This is a genomic window from Mesorhizobium sp. M2A.F.Ca.ET.043.05.1.1, assembly GCF_003952445.1.
Lineage (GTDB): Bacteria > Pseudomonadota > Alphaproteobacteria > Rhizobiales > Rhizobiaceae > Mesorhizobium.
In genome coordinates, this window is sequence record NZ_CP034446.1 from 5,080,033 (window position 1) to 5,096,047 (window position 16,015).

At 65.7% G+C, this 16,015-nt stretch carries 18 protein-coding genes; 13 read left to right on the forward strand and 5 right to left on the reverse strand.

Annotation, left to right across the window (positions count from 1 at the left end; translation table 11 throughout):
• Nucleotides 1-205: 205 nt before the first annotated feature.
• The 3 genes from EJ069_RS24540 to hrcA form a co-directional block, all read right to left on the reverse strand.
• Entirely contained in the window at nt 206-1,540 is a 1,335-nt protein-coding gene (locus EJ069_RS24540; RefSeq protein WP_126063509.1) for a sorbosone dehydrogenase family protein, read from the reverse strand.
• 117 nt (nt 1,541-1,657) lie between these two features.
• Nucleotides 1,658-1,855: a hypothetical protein gene (locus EJ069_RS24545; RefSeq protein ID WP_126063510.1), complete on the reverse strand. Its 198-nt coding sequence runs from the start codon at nt 1,853-1,855 to the stop codon at nt 1,658-1,660.
• A 71-nt stretch (nt 1,856-1,926) separates the two neighbouring features.
• Nucleotides 1,927-3,024: a heat-inducible transcriptional repressor HrcA gene (gene hrcA / locus EJ069_RS24550; protein ID WP_126063511.1), complete on the reverse strand. Its 1,098-nt coding sequence runs from the start codon at nt 3,022-3,024 to the stop codon at nt 1,927-1,929.
• A 147-nt stretch (nt 3,025-3,171) separates the two neighbouring features.
• On the opposite strand from hrcA, the gene rph reads away from it, so the two are divergent.
• The 5 genes from rph (at nt 3,172) to EJ069_RS24580 (ending at nt 6,669) form a co-directional block, all read left to right on the forward strand.
• Nucleotides 3,172-3,888 carry a ribonuclease PH gene (rph, locus tag EJ069_RS24555; protein ID WP_027169620.1) on the forward strand — a complete coding sequence of 239 codons (717 nt, stop codon included), beginning with the start codon at nt 3,172-3,174 and terminating at the stop codon, nt 3,886-3,888.
• A 183-nt stretch (nt 3,889-4,071) separates the two neighbouring features.
• Nucleotides 4,072-4,482 carry a VOC family protein gene (locus tag EJ069_RS24565; protein ID WP_126063513.1) on the forward strand — a complete coding sequence of 137 codons (411 nt, stop codon included), beginning with the start codon at nt 4,072-4,074 and terminating at the stop codon, nt 4,480-4,482.
• A complete protein-coding gene (gene rdgB, locus EJ069_RS24570; RefSeq protein WP_126063514.1) occupies nt 4,482-5,174 on the forward strand; it encodes an RdgB/HAM1 family non-canonical purine NTP pyrophosphatase in 693 nt (230 codons plus the stop codon). The genes EJ069_RS24565 and rdgB overlap by 1 nt, the downstream gene beginning before the upstream one ends.
• Nucleotides 5,171-6,343 carry a radical SAM family heme chaperone HemW gene (hemW, locus tag EJ069_RS24575; RefSeq protein WP_189475972.1) on the forward strand — a complete coding sequence of 391 codons (1,173 nt, stop codon included), beginning with the start codon at nt 5,171-5,173 and terminating at the stop codon, nt 6,341-6,343. Before rdgB ends, hemW begins: the two co-directional genes overlap by 4 nt.
• A gap of 5 nt (nt 6,344-6,348) precedes the next feature.
• Nucleotides 6,349-6,669, forward strand: coding sequence for a low molecular weight protein tyrosine phosphatase family protein (locus EJ069_RS24580; RefSeq protein ID WP_126063515.1), 321 nt, complete (start codon nt 6,349-6,351; stop codon nt 6,667-6,669).
• Between the two features lie 213 nt (nt 6,670-6,882).
• Here the strand turns inward: EJ069_RS24580 and EJ069_RS24585 are convergent, their stop codons facing one another.
• Nucleotides 6,883-7,071 (reverse strand): hypothetical protein, encoded by a 189-nt coding sequence (locus tag EJ069_RS24585; RefSeq protein ID WP_126063516.1) that lies wholly within the window; start codon nt 7,069-7,071, stop codon nt 6,883-6,885.
• A gap of 127 nt (nt 7,072-7,198) precedes the next feature.
• On the opposite strand from EJ069_RS24585, the gene rsmI reads away from it, so the two are divergent.
• The 3 genes from rsmI to EJ069_RS24600 all read left to right on the forward strand — a co-directional run bounded on the left by rsmI (nt 7,199) and on the right by EJ069_RS24600 (nt 9,799).
• On the forward strand, nt 7,199-8,122 hold the full coding sequence (gene rsmI / locus EJ069_RS24590) for a 16S rRNA (cytidine(1402)-2'-O)-methyltransferase (RefSeq protein WP_126063517.1): 924 nt from the start codon (nt 7,199-7,201) through the stop codon (nt 8,120-8,122).
• Nucleotides 8,123-8,173: 51 nt separating this feature from the next.
• A complete protein-coding gene (locus tag EJ069_RS24595; RefSeq protein WP_126063518.1) occupies nt 8,174-8,551 on the forward strand; it encodes a YraN family protein in 378 nt (125 codons plus the stop codon).
• Between the two features lie 285 nt (nt 8,552-8,836).
• Nucleotides 8,837-9,799: an IS110 family transposase gene (locus tag EJ069_RS24600; protein ID WP_126060767.1), complete on the forward strand. Its 963-nt coding sequence runs from the start codon at nt 8,837-8,839 to the stop codon at nt 9,797-9,799.
• A 150-nt stretch (nt 9,800-9,949) separates the two neighbouring features.
• Here the strand turns inward: EJ069_RS24600 and EJ069_RS24605 are convergent, their stop codons facing one another.
• A complete protein-coding gene (locus tag EJ069_RS24605; protein ID WP_126063519.1) occupies nt 9,950-10,756 on the reverse strand; it encodes an undecaprenyl-diphosphate phosphatase in 807 nt (268 codons plus the stop codon).
• 159 nt (nt 10,757-10,915) lie between these two features.
• Here EJ069_RS24605 and EJ069_RS24610 point away from each other — a divergent pair, with 159 nt between their 5' ends.
• The 5 genes from EJ069_RS24610 (at nt 10,916) to EJ069_RS24630 (ending at nt 15,907) form a co-directional block, all read left to right on the forward strand.
• Entirely contained in the window at nt 10,916-11,608 is a 693-nt protein-coding gene (locus tag EJ069_RS24610) for a glutathione S-transferase family protein (protein WP_042645260.1), read from the forward strand.
• Nucleotides 11,589-12,740 (forward strand): tRNA epoxyqueuosine(34) reductase QueG, encoded by a 1,152-nt coding sequence (queG, locus tag EJ069_RS24615; protein ID WP_126063520.1) that lies wholly within the window; start codon nt 11,589-11,591, stop codon nt 12,738-12,740. The genes EJ069_RS24610 and queG overlap by 20 nt, the downstream gene beginning before the upstream one ends.
• Complete coding sequence (locus EJ069_RS24620; protein ID WP_126063521.1) at nt 12,737-13,639, forward strand: SDR family oxidoreductase; 903 nt, start codon at nt 12,737-12,739, stop codon at nt 13,637-13,639. Before queG ends, EJ069_RS24620 begins: the two co-directional genes overlap by 4 nt.
• An 82-nt stretch (nt 13,640-13,721) precedes the next feature.
• The gene (gene mepA, locus EJ069_RS24625) at nt 13,722-14,798 is read left to right on the forward strand and encodes a penicillin-insensitive murein endopeptidase (RefSeq protein WP_126063522.1); all 1,077 of its coding nucleotides are present in this window, start codon (nt 13,722-13,724) and stop codon (nt 14,796-14,798) included.
• Nucleotides 14,799-14,887: 89 nt separating this feature from the next.
• The gene (locus EJ069_RS24630) at nt 14,888-15,907 is read left to right on the forward strand and encodes a glucokinase (RefSeq protein ID WP_126063523.1); all 1,020 of its coding nucleotides are present in this window, start codon (nt 14,888-14,890) and stop codon (nt 15,905-15,907) included.
• Nucleotides 15,908-16,015 lie beyond the last annotated feature (108 nt).

Sequence of the window (16,015 nt, forward strand, 5' to 3'; positions counted from 1 at the left end):
TGCAGAATTCTGCTCCGCTGCATTCCACGGCCGAGGTAACGGCATGGATTCCAGGGTCTGCGCGCGTCGCTTCGCTCCTTGCTCCGCCCTGGAATGACGAAGTTGGGAAGGCTTACGCCAATCGCCAGCGTCTGCGCGATCGCAAAATGGGAGGTAAAATTTGCCCGCAACAAGCGGCAGCCCTCCAAAACCCTCTGCCGAGAAGCTACCCACCATACGTCACACGCCAGATAGTGCCGTTGCCGTCCTCGGTGAGGATCAGCGCACCGTCCTTGGCCACGGCGACGCCGACCGGGCGGCCCCAGACCGCGTCGTCGGATATGACGAAGCCGGTGGCGAAGTCCTCATATTCGCCGGTCGGCTTGCCGTCCTTGAACCGTAGCCGCACCACCTTGTAGCCGGTGCGGACATTGCGGTTCCACGAGCCGTGCAGGGTGACGAAGGCGTCGCCTTTATAGTCGGCGGGGAAGTTGCCGCCATCGTAGAAGGCGATGTTGAGCGGCGCCGAATGCGCCTGGATCAGCACGTCCGGCATCGTGACCTTGCCGGCGAGATCGGGGCGCGCGCCCTCGTGGCGCGGGTCCTCATTGCTGCCGATATAATACCAGGGCCAGCCGTAGAAGGCGCCTTCCTTCACGGCGGTCGCATACTCGAAAGGGACATTGTCGCCAAGCTCGTCGCGCTCGTTGACGACGCACCAGAGCGCGCCGGTCGCCGGCTGCACGGTCATGCCGGAGCAGTTGCGCAGGCCGGTGGCGACGGTGCGGCGGTTGCGGCCGTCGGGGTCGAAGGCGAGCACATCGGCGCGGCCCTGTTCCGGGCCCCAGGCCTCGCCCAGCGGCTGCGATTTCGCCCACGCCTCGACACCGCCCTTCGGCTTCGCCCCCATATCCTCGGCGATGTTGGAGCCGGAGCCGACCGACAGATAGAGCGTCTTGCCGTCGGGCGCGAAGGCGATGTCGCGCGTCCAATGATGGCTGGCGGGGATTTTCGCGACGATGGTCTCCGGCTCGCCGGACGCTTCGAGGTCGCCGTCGCGATAGGGGAAGCGCACGACGCTGTTGCTGTTGGCCACATAGACCCATTGCGGCTTGTCGCCCGGCGGATAGAAGGCGATGCCGTAGGGTCGCGTCAGGCCCTTGGCGAAGATCGACGTCTCGGCGGCCTTCGCGCTGCCCTTGGCCAGGCGATAGACGCGGACCTGGTTTGCCCGGCTGTCGGCGACGAACAGGTCGCCGTTCGGCGCCACGCGGACCACGCGTGGACTGTCGATACCCGATGCGACCAGCTCGGCGGAAAAGCCCGGCGGAAGCTGTGGCTTCGCGCCCTCCGGGCGATCTGTGACCCCGCCGCCATTGGCGGCGGACTCCGTCACATCGGGTTTCGGCTGATCTTGCGGCTTCAGCAGCCGGCGCACGCCCGGACGATCGGCTTTCCAGTCGCCGAAGGCCTTTTCGCCGCTGAGCAAGGGGGCCCGCTGCGCAAAGGCACCGCTGGCGAGAATCAAGGCAATGCCCGCAAGGCTGGCGATCCGTATCATGCTGTCCTCCGTCGTCTGCCAATACGCCTCGCTCGGTCAGGCGCTCCGAGCAGGACATATTGGGCAAACGACCGAAAAGAGAAGCTTGCGCACGCGGATTTGACGGAGCGCCGGAGCTTAGGTCTCCTCGGCATCCAGGTCGTCGTCGAGGCGCTTTTCCAGCTCGACGAGATCGGCCGGCAAGGGCAGGCCCATGGCGCGGAGTTCCCGCAATTTCTCGCGCAGCTGCTCCTGGATCTCGTGGTCGTCCTCGGGCTGGTTGATCATTTCCTGAAGCAGGAGGTCGATCTGGGCCTTGATTGATTCCAGAGCCATTTTTCCCTCCGCAGCGACTTTAGGTATGTCGAGATTCCGGTCAGGCCGACATCACCTGAATATCGATACACCTAACGCAGCATGCGCGAAATCAGTTGTGCGGTATAATCGACCATCGGCACGATGCGGGCGTAATTCAGCCGCGTCGGCCCGATGACGCCAAGCGCGCCGATGACGCGGGCGTCCTTGTCGCGATAGGGCGCGACGACCAGCGACGAGCCGGACAGCGAAAACAGCTTGTTCTCCGAACCGATGAAGATGCGCACGCCCGGCCCTTCCTCGGCGAGGTCGAGCAGCTGGAGCAGCCCGTCCTGCGTCTCCAGATCCTCGAACAGATGGCGCAGCAGTTCGAGATCGGCCTGGGCGGTGACATTTTCCAAAAGGTTGGCGCGGCCGCGCACGATGAGACGCGCCGGCAGGCCGCTTTCGGCGCCGGCCCAGACTGCCAGGCCCTTCTCGACCAGATCCTGCGACAGCGTGTCGAGGGCGGATTTGGTTTCGTCCTTGATGCGGGCGATCTCGGCGCGCGCCTCGGCAAGCGTGCGGCCCCGGATATGGGCGTTAAGGAAATTGGACGCCTCGTGCAGTTGCGACACGGTGGTGCCGGCGGGCAGGTCGACGACGCGGTTCTCGACATCGCCGTTCTGCGACACCAGCACGGCCAGCGCCTTGGCGGGCTCGAGCTGGATGAATTCGATGTGCTTCAGCGCTACCTCGTTCTTGGAGGCGAGCACGAGGCCTGCGCCCCGCGACATGCCGGACAGCATTTGGCTGGCCTCGGTCAGCATATGCTCCAGCGTCGCGCCCGAACCGGAGGCGCGCACCTGCGCCTCGATGATGCGGCGCTCATCGTCGGAAAGGTCGCCGAGCTCCATGAAGGCGTCGACGAAGAAGCGCAGGCCGGTCTGGGTCGGCAGGCGGCCGGCGGAAACATGCGGCGCGTAGATCAGCCCCAGATGCTCGAGGTCGCTCATCACGTTGCGGATGGTGGCCGGCGACAGCGAGGAGGGCAGGATGCGCGACAGGCTGCGCGAACCGACCGGCTCGCCGTCGCGCAGATAGGAATCGACAATCCGCCGGAAAATATCGCGCGAGCGCATGTCGAGTGACTGAAGCACCGGCGACTGAAGCCCGGGTGACTGCGACGTCGGATCGACTGGTCTGTTCATTCCGGCGAGAAACCTCCTACCGGAAAGATATAGACTCCCGGTCGGCCCGCGCAACCCGCCCTGGCTCGCGCCCCTTTTCCTTTGCGCGAGAGACTGCATGCGTCTACAAGCCGCCAACGAATCCGGGAAAGAACAGAAAGAGCCTCGATGCGCCCCTCCAAACGCCAAGCCGACGAAATGCGCGCCATCTCCTTCGAGCGCGGCGTGTCCAAGCATGCCGAAGGCTCGTGCCTGGTGAAGTTCGGCGACACGCATGTACTGTGCACCGCGAGCCTTGAGGAAAAAGTGCCGGCCTGGATGCGCAATTCCGGCAAGGGCTGGGTGACGGCCGAATACGGCATGCTGCCGCGCTCGACCGGTGAGCGCATGCGGCGCGAGGCCTCTGCCGGCAAGCAGGGCGGCCGCACGCTGGAGATCCAGCGGCTGATCGGCCGGAGCTTGCGCGCCGTGGTCGACCTGCAGGCGCTGGGCGAACAGCAGATCACCGTCGACTGCGACGTGATCCAGGCCGATGGCGGCACCCGCACCGCCTCGATCACCGGCGGCTGGGTGGCGCTTTACGATTGCCTGCGCTGGATGGAAGCGCGCCAGATGGTCAGCGTCGCCAAGGTGCTGAAGGACCATGTCGCGGCGATCTCCTGCGGCATCCATGACGGCCAGCCGGTCATCGACCTCGATTACCTCGAGGATTCCTCGGCCGGCACCGACGCCAATTTCGTCATGACCGGCAAGGGCGGCATCGTCGAGATCCAGGGCACGGCCGAGGGCGAGCCTTTCTCCGAGGAGCAGTTCGCGGCGCTGATGGGACTGGCCAAGAAAGGCATTTCGCGGCTGGTGAGCCTTCAGCAGATGGCGGTGGCGTAGTTTTGAAATGCCGAGCCTAGGCCCCCCTCTCTGGCCTGCCGGCCATCTCCCCCTCAAGGGGGGAGATTGGATTTCGCCGCGGCTTTCGCCAATCACCGGCGTTGCAGAATGGGTGCCTACGACAAAGCTGCCAATCTCCCCCCTTGAGGGGGAGATGCCCGGCAGGGCAGAGAGGGGGGCCTCGTGATACCCTCCGCAATCCTCGAATCCGCCCTCTACGTCACGGACCTGCACGCGGCCGAAGCCTTCTACCGCGACATCATCGGCCTCGAAGCGCTGGGCAAGGTCGAGGGCCGCCACGTCTTCTTTCGCTGCGGCGACGGCGTGCTGCTTCTGTTCAACGCGGAGGCGACGAAGATACCGCCGGCGCCCGACGCCCGGCTGAAAGTGCCGCCGCATGGCACGGCCGGCGAGGGGCATCTCTGCTTTGCGGCTACCGCCGACGAAATCGCCGCATGGCGCAAGCGTCTCGCCGCGAACAACATCGCCATCGAAAGCGATTTCGAATGGCCGCAGGGCGGACACTCGATCTATATCCGCGACCCTTCGGGCAATTCGATCGAGTTCGCCGAGCCAAGGATCTGGGGTTTCTGATGCATTCCCAACCATTTCATTCCCTCAACGGAAAGAAGATCGTCGTCGCCAGCCACAATGCCGGCAAGCTGCGCGAATTTGCCGATCTGATGGCGCCGTTCGGCTTCGAGGCGAAATCGGCCAAGGAATACGGCCTGCCCGAGCCGGACGAGACCGGCACGACCTTCGAAGAGAACGCCTATATCAAGGCGTTCGCCGCCGCCAAGGCGACCGGCCTGCCCGCGCTGTCGGACGATTCCGGTCTATGCGCCGACGCGCTCGACGGCGCGCCGGGCGTCTATACCGCCAATTGGGCTGAAAAGCCGGACGGGTCACGCGATTTCGGCATGGCCATGCAGAAGACGGAAACGGCGCTGCAAAACGCCGGCGCGACGGAACCCGCGCAGCGCACCGGCCGGTTTGTCGCAGTCATCTGCCTCGCCTTCCCGGACGGCGAGGCCGAATATTATCGCGGCGAGGCCGAGGGCACGCTGATATGGCCGCCGCGCGGCGCGCTCGGCTTCGGCTACGATCCGGTGTTTCTGCCCAATGGCTTCGACAAGACTTTTGGCGAGATGAGCGCCGAGGAAAAACATGGCTGGAAGCCCGGCCAGGCGACGGCGCTTTCGCACCGCGCCCGCGCCTTCCAGAAATTCGCCGAAGCGCGATTGGATTTGGCCAGATTGGATCTGGCGCGATCAGGACCCGCATGAGCGCAGTGACCATACCGCTCGACCGCAGCCCCGGCTTCGGCGTCTATATCCACTGGCCGTTCTGCGCGGCCAAGTGCCCCTATTGCGACTTCAACAGCCATGTCCGCCACCAGCCGGTCGACCAGGAGCGCTTCGCCCGCGCCTTCGAGACGGAGCTCAAAACCATGCGCGCCCGCACAGGGCCGCGCGAGGTGACCAGCATCTTCCTCGGCGGCGGCACGCCGTCGCTGATGAAGCCGGAAACGGTGGGCGCGGTGCTGGAGGCGGTGGCGAGGAACTGGTCGGTGCCGGCCGGCATCGAGGTGACGCTGGAGGCCAACCCGTCCTCGGTCGAGGCCGAGCGCTTTCGCGGCTATCGCGCCGCGGGCGTCAACCGCGTCTCGCTCGGCGTGCAGGCGCTGAACGACAAGGACCTGCGCTTCCTCGGCCGGCTGCACAATGTCGAGGAGGCACTGCACGCCATCGCGCTGGCGCGGGACATATTTCCCCGTCTCTCCTTCGACCTGATCTATGCCCGGCCCGGTCAGACGCCGGAGGCGTGGGGCGCGGAGCTGGAGCAGGCGATCGGCTACGCGGTCGACCATCTGTCGCTCTACCAGCTGACCATCGAGGAGGGCACGCCCTTCCACGCGCTTTACGCGGCGAAGAAATTCACGCTGCCTGACAACGACCATGCCGCCGATCTCTATGCGCTGACGCAGGAGGTGACGGCGACGCATGGGCTGCCGGCCTATGAGATTTCCAACCACGCCCGGCCGGGCGCCGAAAGCCGGCACAACCTCACCTATTGGCGCTATGGCGAATATGTCGGCGTCGGCCCGGGCGCGCATGGCCGCTTCGTCGAGAGTGGCCGCCGCACGGTGACGATAGCGGAAAGGATGCCGGAGACCTGGCTCAACCTTGTCGAGGCCAAGGGCCATGGCGTCACCGGCGGCGAGATCCTGACCCGCGCGGAAGAGGCCGACGAGTTCCTGCTGATGGGCTTGCGGCTCGCCGAAGGCATCGACCTGCAGCGCTATGAGGCGCTCTCGGGTCGCGGCCTGTCGATCGCAAGGCTTTCGGTGCTGCAGGAGGAAGGACTGGTGGCGCCGGTCGGCAATGCAAGGCTGCGCGCCACGACGGCAGGGATGATCGTGCTGGATGCGGTGGTGGCGGATCTGGCGCGGTAACCTCCTTGAAGAACGTCCTCTTTGTCTGCAGCCAGAGCCGGTTGCGCAGCCCGACCGCCGAGCAGGTGTTTTCCAAGCGCCGAGACATCGAAGTCGCATCGGCCGGCACCAACCATGATGCCGACAACCCGCTGACGCATGAGCTGGTGGCCTGGGCCGACATCATCTTCGTGATGGAAAAGGCGCACCGCGCCAAGCTGCAGAAGAAGTTCCGGTCGAGTCTGAAGGGTGCCAGGGTGATCTGCCTCGATATCCCGGACGACTACGAGTTCATGGATCCCGAACTTGTGCGGTTGCTGGAGGCGAGGGTGCCGCGCTATCTCTGAGGGCTGTGACGCTCCCCGCGCGTTCGTCATTCTCGGGCTTGACCCGAGAATCCATGCCGTGACCTATGCGAAGAGTGCTGCGGTACAGAATTCTGCACCGTTGGTGGCGCTTCGATGTAACGGCATGGATTCCAGGGTCTGCGCGCGTCGCTTCGCTCCTTGCTTCGCCCTGGAATGACGAGGCGAGGGTCGTCAGCGCTCACATGCGACGCTCTAAGCGTCGTGCTTCTGGCGGTGCTTGCCGCGGTGCTTCTCGCCATGCGCGTCATCGGGGCGGGCAGGCTTCGCATCGGCCTTGTCGCGGCGGACGCCGCTCTGGGCGGCGATGGGGTGTGGAGGGATGCCCTCGCGGGCGGTCTTGCTTTCAAGTCGGCTGATGAAGATGTCGAAGCGATTGGGCATCGTTCGGTCCTGCCTCCTCCCGGGGAATCAGGGGTTAAATTCGCCGCTGTGGGTTTCGTTCCGCACTGTGGCAAAGGCATGGCGATTTCCTTAACCCGACCTCACGTTTTGCAACGAGGCGCCAGCCATGCCAAACAAGGCCGGTTATGAGGGGCAATCGGTGACCGGCGACAGAAGCAGCTACCTGATCGGACAGACTGAGATCGCGGCGCGGCCGCTCGCGCCGGCGCTCTATCTGGTGGCGACGCCGATCGGCAATCTGGCTGATATCACGCTGCGCGCGCTGGAGACGCTGGCCGCTGCCGACATCGTCGCCTGCGAGGACACGCGCGTCTCGCGCGTGCTGCTCGAACGCTACGGCATCCGCCGCCGCACCACCGCCTATCACGAGCACAATGCGCAGGAGGCCGGGCCGAAACTGATCGAGGCGCTGGCGGCCGGGCAAAGCGTGGCGCTGATCTCCGACGCCGGCACGCCGCTGGTTTCGGATCCCGGCTACCGGCTGGTCGGCGAGGCGCTGGAGCGCGGCATCCGCGTGGTGCCGATCCCGGGACCTTCCGCTGCGCTCGCCGCGCTGACCGCTTCCGGCCTGCCCTCCGACGCTTTCCTGTTCGTCGGCTTCCTGCCCGTGAAGGCAGGGCAGCGGCTGGCCAAGCTCGAAACCTTCAAGGCGGTGCCGGCAACGCTGATCTTCTTCGAATCGCCCAGACGGCTGGCCGAGACGCTTGCCGCCATGGTCGAGGCACTGGGGGGCGCGCGCAAAGCCGCGATCGGGCGCGAGCTGACCAAGGCCTTCGAGGAGATGCGCACCGGCACGCTGGCCGAGCTGGCCGGCCACTATGCCGCCGCCGACACGCCGAAGGGCGAGATCGTCGTCTGCGTCGGCCCGCCTGAGGCGGCGGAAGACCAGCCGGCGGATATCGACCGGCTGCTGTTGTCGCTGGCGGCCGAAATGCCGGCTTCGAAGGCGGCATCGGAAGCGGCGAAGATGACCGGCGGCCAGAAACAGGCGCTTTACCGGCGGCTCTTGGAGCTCAAGGACGGACCATGATCCCAAAATGTGGAAGCCGGTCTTTGGATAAGATCATGGTCAAGCAAAGAAATGGCTGAGCGCACGGTCGGCCATCGACGCAAGGCCTACCGGCGCGGCCATCGCGGCGAGTGGCTGGCGGCGCTGGCGCTGATGCTGAAAGGCTATCGCATCCTCGCCCGCCGCCACCGCACCAGGCTCGGCGAGATCGACCTGATCGCGCGGCGCGGCGATCTCGTGCTGTTCGTCGAGGTCAAGGCACGCCGCACGCTGATCGAGGCGATGGAAGCGATCGGCCATGAATCGGAGCGCCGCATCGAGGGCGCGGCGGATCTGTGGCTGTCGCGCCAGCCGGATTACGGGCGGCTTTCGCTGCGTTTCGACATGGTGGCGGTTCTGCCCTGGCGTTGGCCGGTGCATGTCGAGAACGCGTTTTATGGAAGGAATTGAAGGGCTTACCCCCGCTACAGTGGGTAGACAATCGCATATGGCAGCGCTGGCCCCCTCATCCGGCCGCTTCGCGGCCACCTTGCATAAGCGATGTTGTATGAAGTGGTCGTCCCGTAAGGGACGCCAACGGCCGGGTGGCCACCCGGCCGTTGGCGCCGATCGTCGGATCGCCAGCCACCCGAACCCGTGGGGTTAAGGAGAAGCAAGATCGCGATCGGCTCTTCATCGTGGCCCGGATGGTTGCTGGAACAACCTGGTTCGTATGCAAGGCAGGGAACGACGAAGATGAATGAGACTAGCACAAGAACCGCCGGAATCGACACCAGCAAGAAGTCGCTTGATGTCGCAACCTATCCGACGAGCGACAGGTTGCGCGTAGCCAATGCCAGAGACGGACATCAAGAGTTGGTTGCTTGGCTGAGCGCGCGTAAGATCAAACGCATCGGCATCGAAGCCTCCGGGGGTTACGAACGAGCCGTCGTGGAATATTTGCGCGAGCAGGGCTTCGAGGTCGCTCTCCTGCAGCCGCGTCAAGTGCATGCCTTTGCCATCTACAAGCTGCGTCGTGCCAAGAACGATCGTATCGACGCCGCCCTCATCGCCGAGTGCGCTGCCAATCTCGGCGACCTGCATGAACCGCCAGACACCAGGCTGGCCGCGTTCGCTGAGCATCTGCTCTTCATCGAGCAACTGGAGTACGATATCGCTCACCTCAAGACGCGGCGCGAGCACTTCACCACCAAGCGGATTCTCAACCAACTCAAGCGTGACGTTCAGCGTCTGCAGCGGCGCCGCGAGGCCGAACTGCTGCTCCTGCAGGTCGTCGTGTGCAAACACGATGATCTCGCTCGGCGGCTCGAGCTGATCGCCAGCGTTGATGGCATCGGCATACGCACCGCGCTCACCCTCGTCATCCTCTTGCCCGAACTCGGCAAGGTCAGTCGTGAGCAAATCTCTGCCTTGGTTGGCGTCGCTCCTTACGACGACGACTCGGGCGAACGTACCGGCGAGCGCCATATCGCCGGCGGTCGCAGTCGTGTCCGCCGAGCGCTCTTCAATGCTGCATTGCCCGCTTCCCAGCGCTGGAACACCGCCCTGGTCGCTCTCTACGGCCGCCTTACGAACAACGGCAAGGCCCACAGGAAAGCCATCATCGCCTGTGTCAGAAAGCTCCTCATCTTCGCCAACGCCGTCGTCGAACGCGGCACTCCGTGGAGCAAAGCTCCACCCGCAAACCACGCCGCCTAAGCTAATGGTTGCGCTTCTCCCCGGTGGGGAGAAGAGGTTGGCGCCGACGCCGACAGTCTCCTCTCCCCCCGGGGAGAGGTCAGCCGAGCGAAGCGGAGGCCGGGTGAGGGAGAGCGGCGTTTGTGGCTGCCATCCCCCGGAGGGCAAGCCTCACCCCCAAACCATCAGCGCCGCCAGCCCCGCTATCCCGACCGCAAGCCGCCACCAGCCGAACAGCGCGTAGCCGTTCTTCGAGACGTAATCGAGCAGGAAGCGCACGACGATCAGCGCGGCGACGAAGGCGGCGATGAAGCCGACGGAAATGATCGGCAGGTCGGCCGAAGTCAGCACGTTGCGGTTCTTGAAGAGGTCGAAGGCGAAGGCGCCGACCATGGTGGGCATGGCGAGGAAGAAGGAGAATTCCGCCGCCGCGCGCTTGTCGACCCCCATCAGCAGCGCGCCGACGATGGTCGAGCCGGAACGCGACGTGCCCGGGATCAGCGACAGGCACTGGAACAGGCCGATCTTGAGATAGACGCTCAACGGGAAGCGCTCGACGTCATGATGCACCGGCTTGAAATTGATGCGGTCGACGACGAGCAGCACCACGCCGCCGATGATCAGCATGCTGCAGATCAGTTTTGGCGATTCGAACAGATAGTTTTTGATGAAATCATGCGCCAGCGCGCCGATGACCGCCGCCGGCAGGAAGGCAATGAGGATGCCGATGACGAAATGCCTGGTCTGCGGGTCGCTGGGCAGCTTGATCAGCATCTGCCAGAGCTTGCCGAAATAGACACTCAAAATGGCCAGGATGGCGCCGAGCTGGATCAGAATCTCGAAGGCCTTGCCGGTGGAGTGGAAGCCGAGGAAATGGCCGGCAAGCAGGATGTGGCCGGTCGAGGACACCGGGATGAACTCGGTCAGGCCCTCTAAAAGCCCAAGCAGCAGCGCTTCGACGATGGTCTGGCTTTCCATGGCAACCTCAGGATTTCGGGGATAGCTGGGACAACGGCTTGCTTGTCACGGCGCGGAAGTCCCCCTATAGGTCGCAACACCGTGACGGCCGCATGACGGGCCGCCAAGACTTACCGGTGCAGGTATCGATTCGCCAGTGCGCCCTATCATCGCGGAACCATGCTGACGCTTTTCCATCATCCCATGTTCGCCACCTGCCGGTTCGTGCGCCTCGCCTTTGGCGAGTATGGCGAGGAGCTGGCGCTGATCGAGGAAAAGCCGTGGACGCGGCGCAAGGAGTTCCTGGCACTGAACCCGGCCGGCACGCTGCCGATCCTGCTCGCCGAAGGCGATGTGCCGATCGTCGGCGCCATGGTGATCGCCGAATATCTCGACGAGACGCGCGGCGTCTTGAAACGCGACAAAAGGCTGTTCGCCGAGGACCCGATGCAGCGCGCCGAAATCCGCCGGCTGACCGACTGGTATCTGGCGAAGGCCGAAAGTGAGGTCACCCGCCACCTGGTGCGCGAGCGCGTGCTGAAGCCGGTGATGCCGGAAACCGCCGGCGGCGGCTCGCCCGATTCGGCGGCGATCCGGGCGGCGCGCGCCAATATCCGCCAGCACATGAAATACACCAATTGGCTGGCCGGCACGCGCCATTGGCTGGCCGGCAACAAGGTGACCTATGCCGACCTCGCGGCGGCGGCTACGCTGTCGGTGCTCGATTATCTCGGCGAGATCGACTGGCGCGAACACAGCGCCGCGCGCGAATGGTACACGCGGGTGAAATCGCGGCCATCGTTCCGGCCGCTGCTCTCCGACCGGGTGCGCGGCCTGTCGCCGGTATCGCATTATGCGGACCTCGACTTCTGAAACCTTACGCGCGCTGATCGACGCGGAGGCGCGCCGCGCCGGCTTCGAGGCGGTCGCCGTGACCCGGCCGGACGCGATCCCGCTGGCGCCCGCACGTTTGGCCGAATTCGTAGCCGACGGGTTCCACGGCTCGATGGACTGGATCGCCGAGACGCTTCAACGCCGCGCCGAGCCCTCGACGCTGTGGCCGGAGGTGCGCTCGATCATCGTGCTGGCGATGAATTACGGCCCCGACCGCGACCCGCGCGATATCCTCCAAAAACCCGACCGCGGCGCGATCTCGGTCTATGCGCAAAACCGCGACTATCACGACGTGATGAAGGGCCGGCTGAAGGAGATCGCCGGCAAGATCGTGGCCAGGGCGGGCGGCGACGTGAAGGTGTTCGTCGACACGGCGCCGGTGATGGAAAAGCCGTTGGCGGAGGCCGCCGGGCTCGGCTGGCAGGGCAAGCACACCAATCTGGTCAGCCGCGCGCATGGCTCCTGGCTGTTCCTCGGCACGATCTTCACCACGGCCGAGCTTGAGCCGGACCAGGCCGAGATCGACCATTGCGGCTCCTGCCGCGCCTGCCTCGACGCCTGCCCGACCGATGCGTTTCCGGCGCCCTACCGGCTCGATGCGCGGCGCTGCATCTCGTACCTGACCATCGAGAACAAGGGGCCGATCCCGCGTGAATTCCGCGAAAAGATCGGCAACCGCATCTATGGCTGCGACGACTGCCTAGCCGCCTGCCCGTGGAACAAGTTCGCCAGTGCGGCCTCGGAGGCGAAGCTTGCCGCGCGCAACGATCTGCGCGAGCCGAAGCTCTCGGACCTGCTCGCGCTCGACGACGCAGCGTTCCGCGCCTTCTTCTCGGGCTCGCCGATCAAGCGCATCGGCCGCGACCGTTTTGTGCGCAACGTGCTGATCGCCGCCGGCAATTCGAGCGACGCTTCGCTTGTACCTGGCGTGCGTGGCCTGCTCGACGAGGCCTCGCCGCTGGTACGGGGTGCGGCAATCTGGGCCATGTCGCGATTGCTCTCTGGTCGCGAATTTGGCGAGCTTGCCGCCACGGCTTCGAGGACCGAAATCGATGCGGCGGTTCGAGAGGAATGGCTGGCGGGCTTGGCATCCGCAGAGGTTGATCGATGAGCGAAAGACGCTTCTTCATCTTCGGCGCCGGCTATTCCGGCCAGGCATTCGCGCGGGCCAACGCCCAACATGCGCCGGTCCTCGGCACGACCCGGGCGCCGGAAAAGTTCGAGGCGCTGCGATCGGCCGGTATCGAGCCGCTGCAATTCGACGGCGCGCTGTCGCCCGAGCTCGGCGACGCACTCGTCAAAACGACGCATCTCATCGTCTCGGTCGCTCCCGACGATGCCGGCGACCCGGTGCTGAACGTCGTCGGCGATGCGCTGCGGGAAAAAATGCCGGCGCTGGAATGGATCGCCTATCTCTCCACCGTCGGCGTCTATGGTGATCATGGCGGCGCCTGGGTGGACGAGACCAGCGCCTGCCGCCCCGTATCGAAGCGCTCGGTGATGCGGGTCGCGGCCGAGGAGGAGTGGCTGAAGCTTGGCCGCGAGATCGGCAAGCCGGTGGCGGTGCTGCGGCTTTCCGGAATCTACGGGCCCGGCCGCAACGCGCTGGCCAATCTCGAGGAGGGTACGGCGCGGCGGCTGGTCAAGCCGGGGCAGGTGTTCAACCGCATCCATTGCGACGACATCGCCGGCGCGCTCTGGCATCTCGCCGGCGGCAATCTCGGCGGCATCTTCAATGTCACCGACGACGAGCCGGCGCCGCCGCAGGATGTCGTGGCCTACGCCGCCGGGCTGATGGGCGTCGAGCCGCCGCCGGAAATTCCCTTCGAGACCGCCCAACTTTCGCCCATGGCGCGGTCTTTCTATGGCGAGAACAAGCGTGTTGCCAACAAGGCGATCAAGGCGGCCGGCTTTCGCTTCCGGTTCCCGAACTACCGGGTGGCGCTGGAGCGGATGTGGGCCGAGGGCAACTGGCGGGACGGAGCGCCGCGCAGCCCGATGAGGCGCTGAAGATCGATGCGGGACGCTGGGCGTGGTATGATTCGTTCCTGACCGTGTCGCAAACGGATTGACTGGAGAGGGATCCGGCCTGATGAATTTGCGATCGCTGCCCGACAGGAAGCCGTTCCTGACCGCCGCGCTGGCGCTGGTGACCTTGGCCGCGCTGGCGGCGGCCGCGATTTCGGCCGAACCGCGCGCCAAGGACCTGTTCGGCGCCAAGAAACTGCCGGCGGTGGTGCCCGCGCAATCCTTCGGCTTCTACTCCAAAGGCTGCTTCGCCGGCGGCGTCGCCTTGCCCATGGATGGGCCGACCTGGGAAGTGATGCGCCCCTCGCGCAACCGCCGCTGGGGCCACCCGGCCATGATCGCGCTGATCGAAAAGCTGTCGCGCGACGCGGTAGCCGATGGCTGGCCGGGGCTTCTGGTCGGCGACGTCTCGCAGCCGCGCGGCGGACCGATGATGACCGGCCATGCCTCGCACCAGATCGGGCTCGACGCCGACATCTGGCTGACGCCGATGCCGAAGCGGCCGCTGACCATCGCCCAGCGCGAATCGATGAGCGCCACGCTGATGGTCGACGAGAAGACGCATCTGGTGAAGGACGCGCTGTGGACCCCGGCGCACACAAGGCTGCTCAAGCGCGCCGCGAGCTATCCGGAAGTCGAGCGCATCCTGGTCAATCCCGGCATCAAGAAGGAGCTTTGCGACACCGTCACCGGCGACCGTTCCTGGCTGCGCAAGATCCGGCCGTTCTGGGGTCACGACTATCACTTACATATGCGCATCGGATGCCAGCCGGGCTCGCCCGGTTGCAAGGGGCAGGAGGCGACGCCCGCTGATGACGGCTGCGGCAAGCCGCTGGCCTGGTGGTTCACCGAGGAGCCATGGCGGCCCAACAAGAACCCCGATGCGCCGAAGGCGCGCGACCTGATGACGATGGCCAATCTGCCGAAGGAGTGCCAGGCGGTGCTCGCCGCGACGGATGCGCCGTCGCTGGCGGCCGTGACCTATCAGGGCGGCAGCGCCGCCGCCGTGGCCGTTGCCGAACCGCAGCCGACCGAGCCGACGGAGACGATCTCCAGCGGCGCGCTCCCGGCCCAGGCGAGCGCTTTCGCGCCGACGCCGAAGATCGGCATTCCGCTGCCGCGACCTAGACCGGGGAACTGACGCCGAAGCGGGCTTCCCCTTTCCGGGGTCATGCGCTAGTCAATCGATTGAAATGGCGCAGCCGCGCCGCAACGAGGACGATCACGAGCATGGCAGGCGAAGACGAGAAGGGACTGCGGTTTCCGGTCCTGATCGGCGACATTGGCGGCACCAATGCGCGCTTCTCGATCGTGCTCGACGCGAATTCCGAGGCGACCGAGCCCCATATCGTCCAGACGGCGAATTTCAAGACCATCGACGACGCGATCCAGGCGGCGGTGCTCGACCGCTCGTCCATCCAGCCGAACTCGGCGGTGCTGGCAATCGCCGGGCCGGTCGACGGCGACGAGATTCCGCTCACCAACTGCCCCTGGGTCGTGAAACCCCGGCAGATGATCGCCAATCTGGGCCTGAGCGAGGTGGTCGTGCTCAACGATTTCGAGGCGCAGGCGCTGGCCGTCGTGGCGCTCGGCGAGGAGCATATGGAAAAGATCGGCGGCGGCGCGCCGGAACCCAATGCGAGCCGCGTCGTGCTCGGCCCCGGCACCGGGCTGGGCGTTGCCGGGCTGATCTACGCGCTCGACCACTGGATCCCGGTGCCGGGCGAGGGCGGGCATATGGATATCGGCCCGCGCACGCCGCGCGACTTCCAGGTGTTCCCGCATATCGACAAGCTCGAAGGCCGCATCTCCGGCGAGCAGATCCTGTGCGGCCGCGGGCTGGTCAATGTCTATCGCGCCGTGGCCAAGGCCGATGCCCGGACGGCGCCCTTCACCACGCCGGCCGAGATTACCGCGGCGGCGCTTGCGAAATCCGATCCGGTGGCCGAGGAGGCGCTGGAACTGTTCGTCACCTGCCTCGGCCGCACCGCGGGCGACCTGGCGCTGGTGTTCATGGGCCGGGGCGGCGTGTTCCTGACCGGCGGCATCGCGCAGAAGATCGTGCCGGCGCTGAAAGCCGGCAATTTCCGCGCCGCCTTCGAGGACAAGGCGCCGCACAGCGCGCTGATGCGCGAAATGCCGGTCTATGTCATCACCCATCCGCTGGCGGCGCTGCTTGGGCTTGCCGCCTATGCCAGGACGCCGTCGCTGTTCGGCGTCAACACGGCGGGGCGGCACTGGCGGACCTGATCGCACCCGGTTTCGGGATAGCGATCGGCCGGCGCGACGAAGTTTCGCCATAGGCAAGCCGTAGCCGGGGCGCTAAGAGGGGTGCCGAGAGGCAGCCCTGTCCGACGA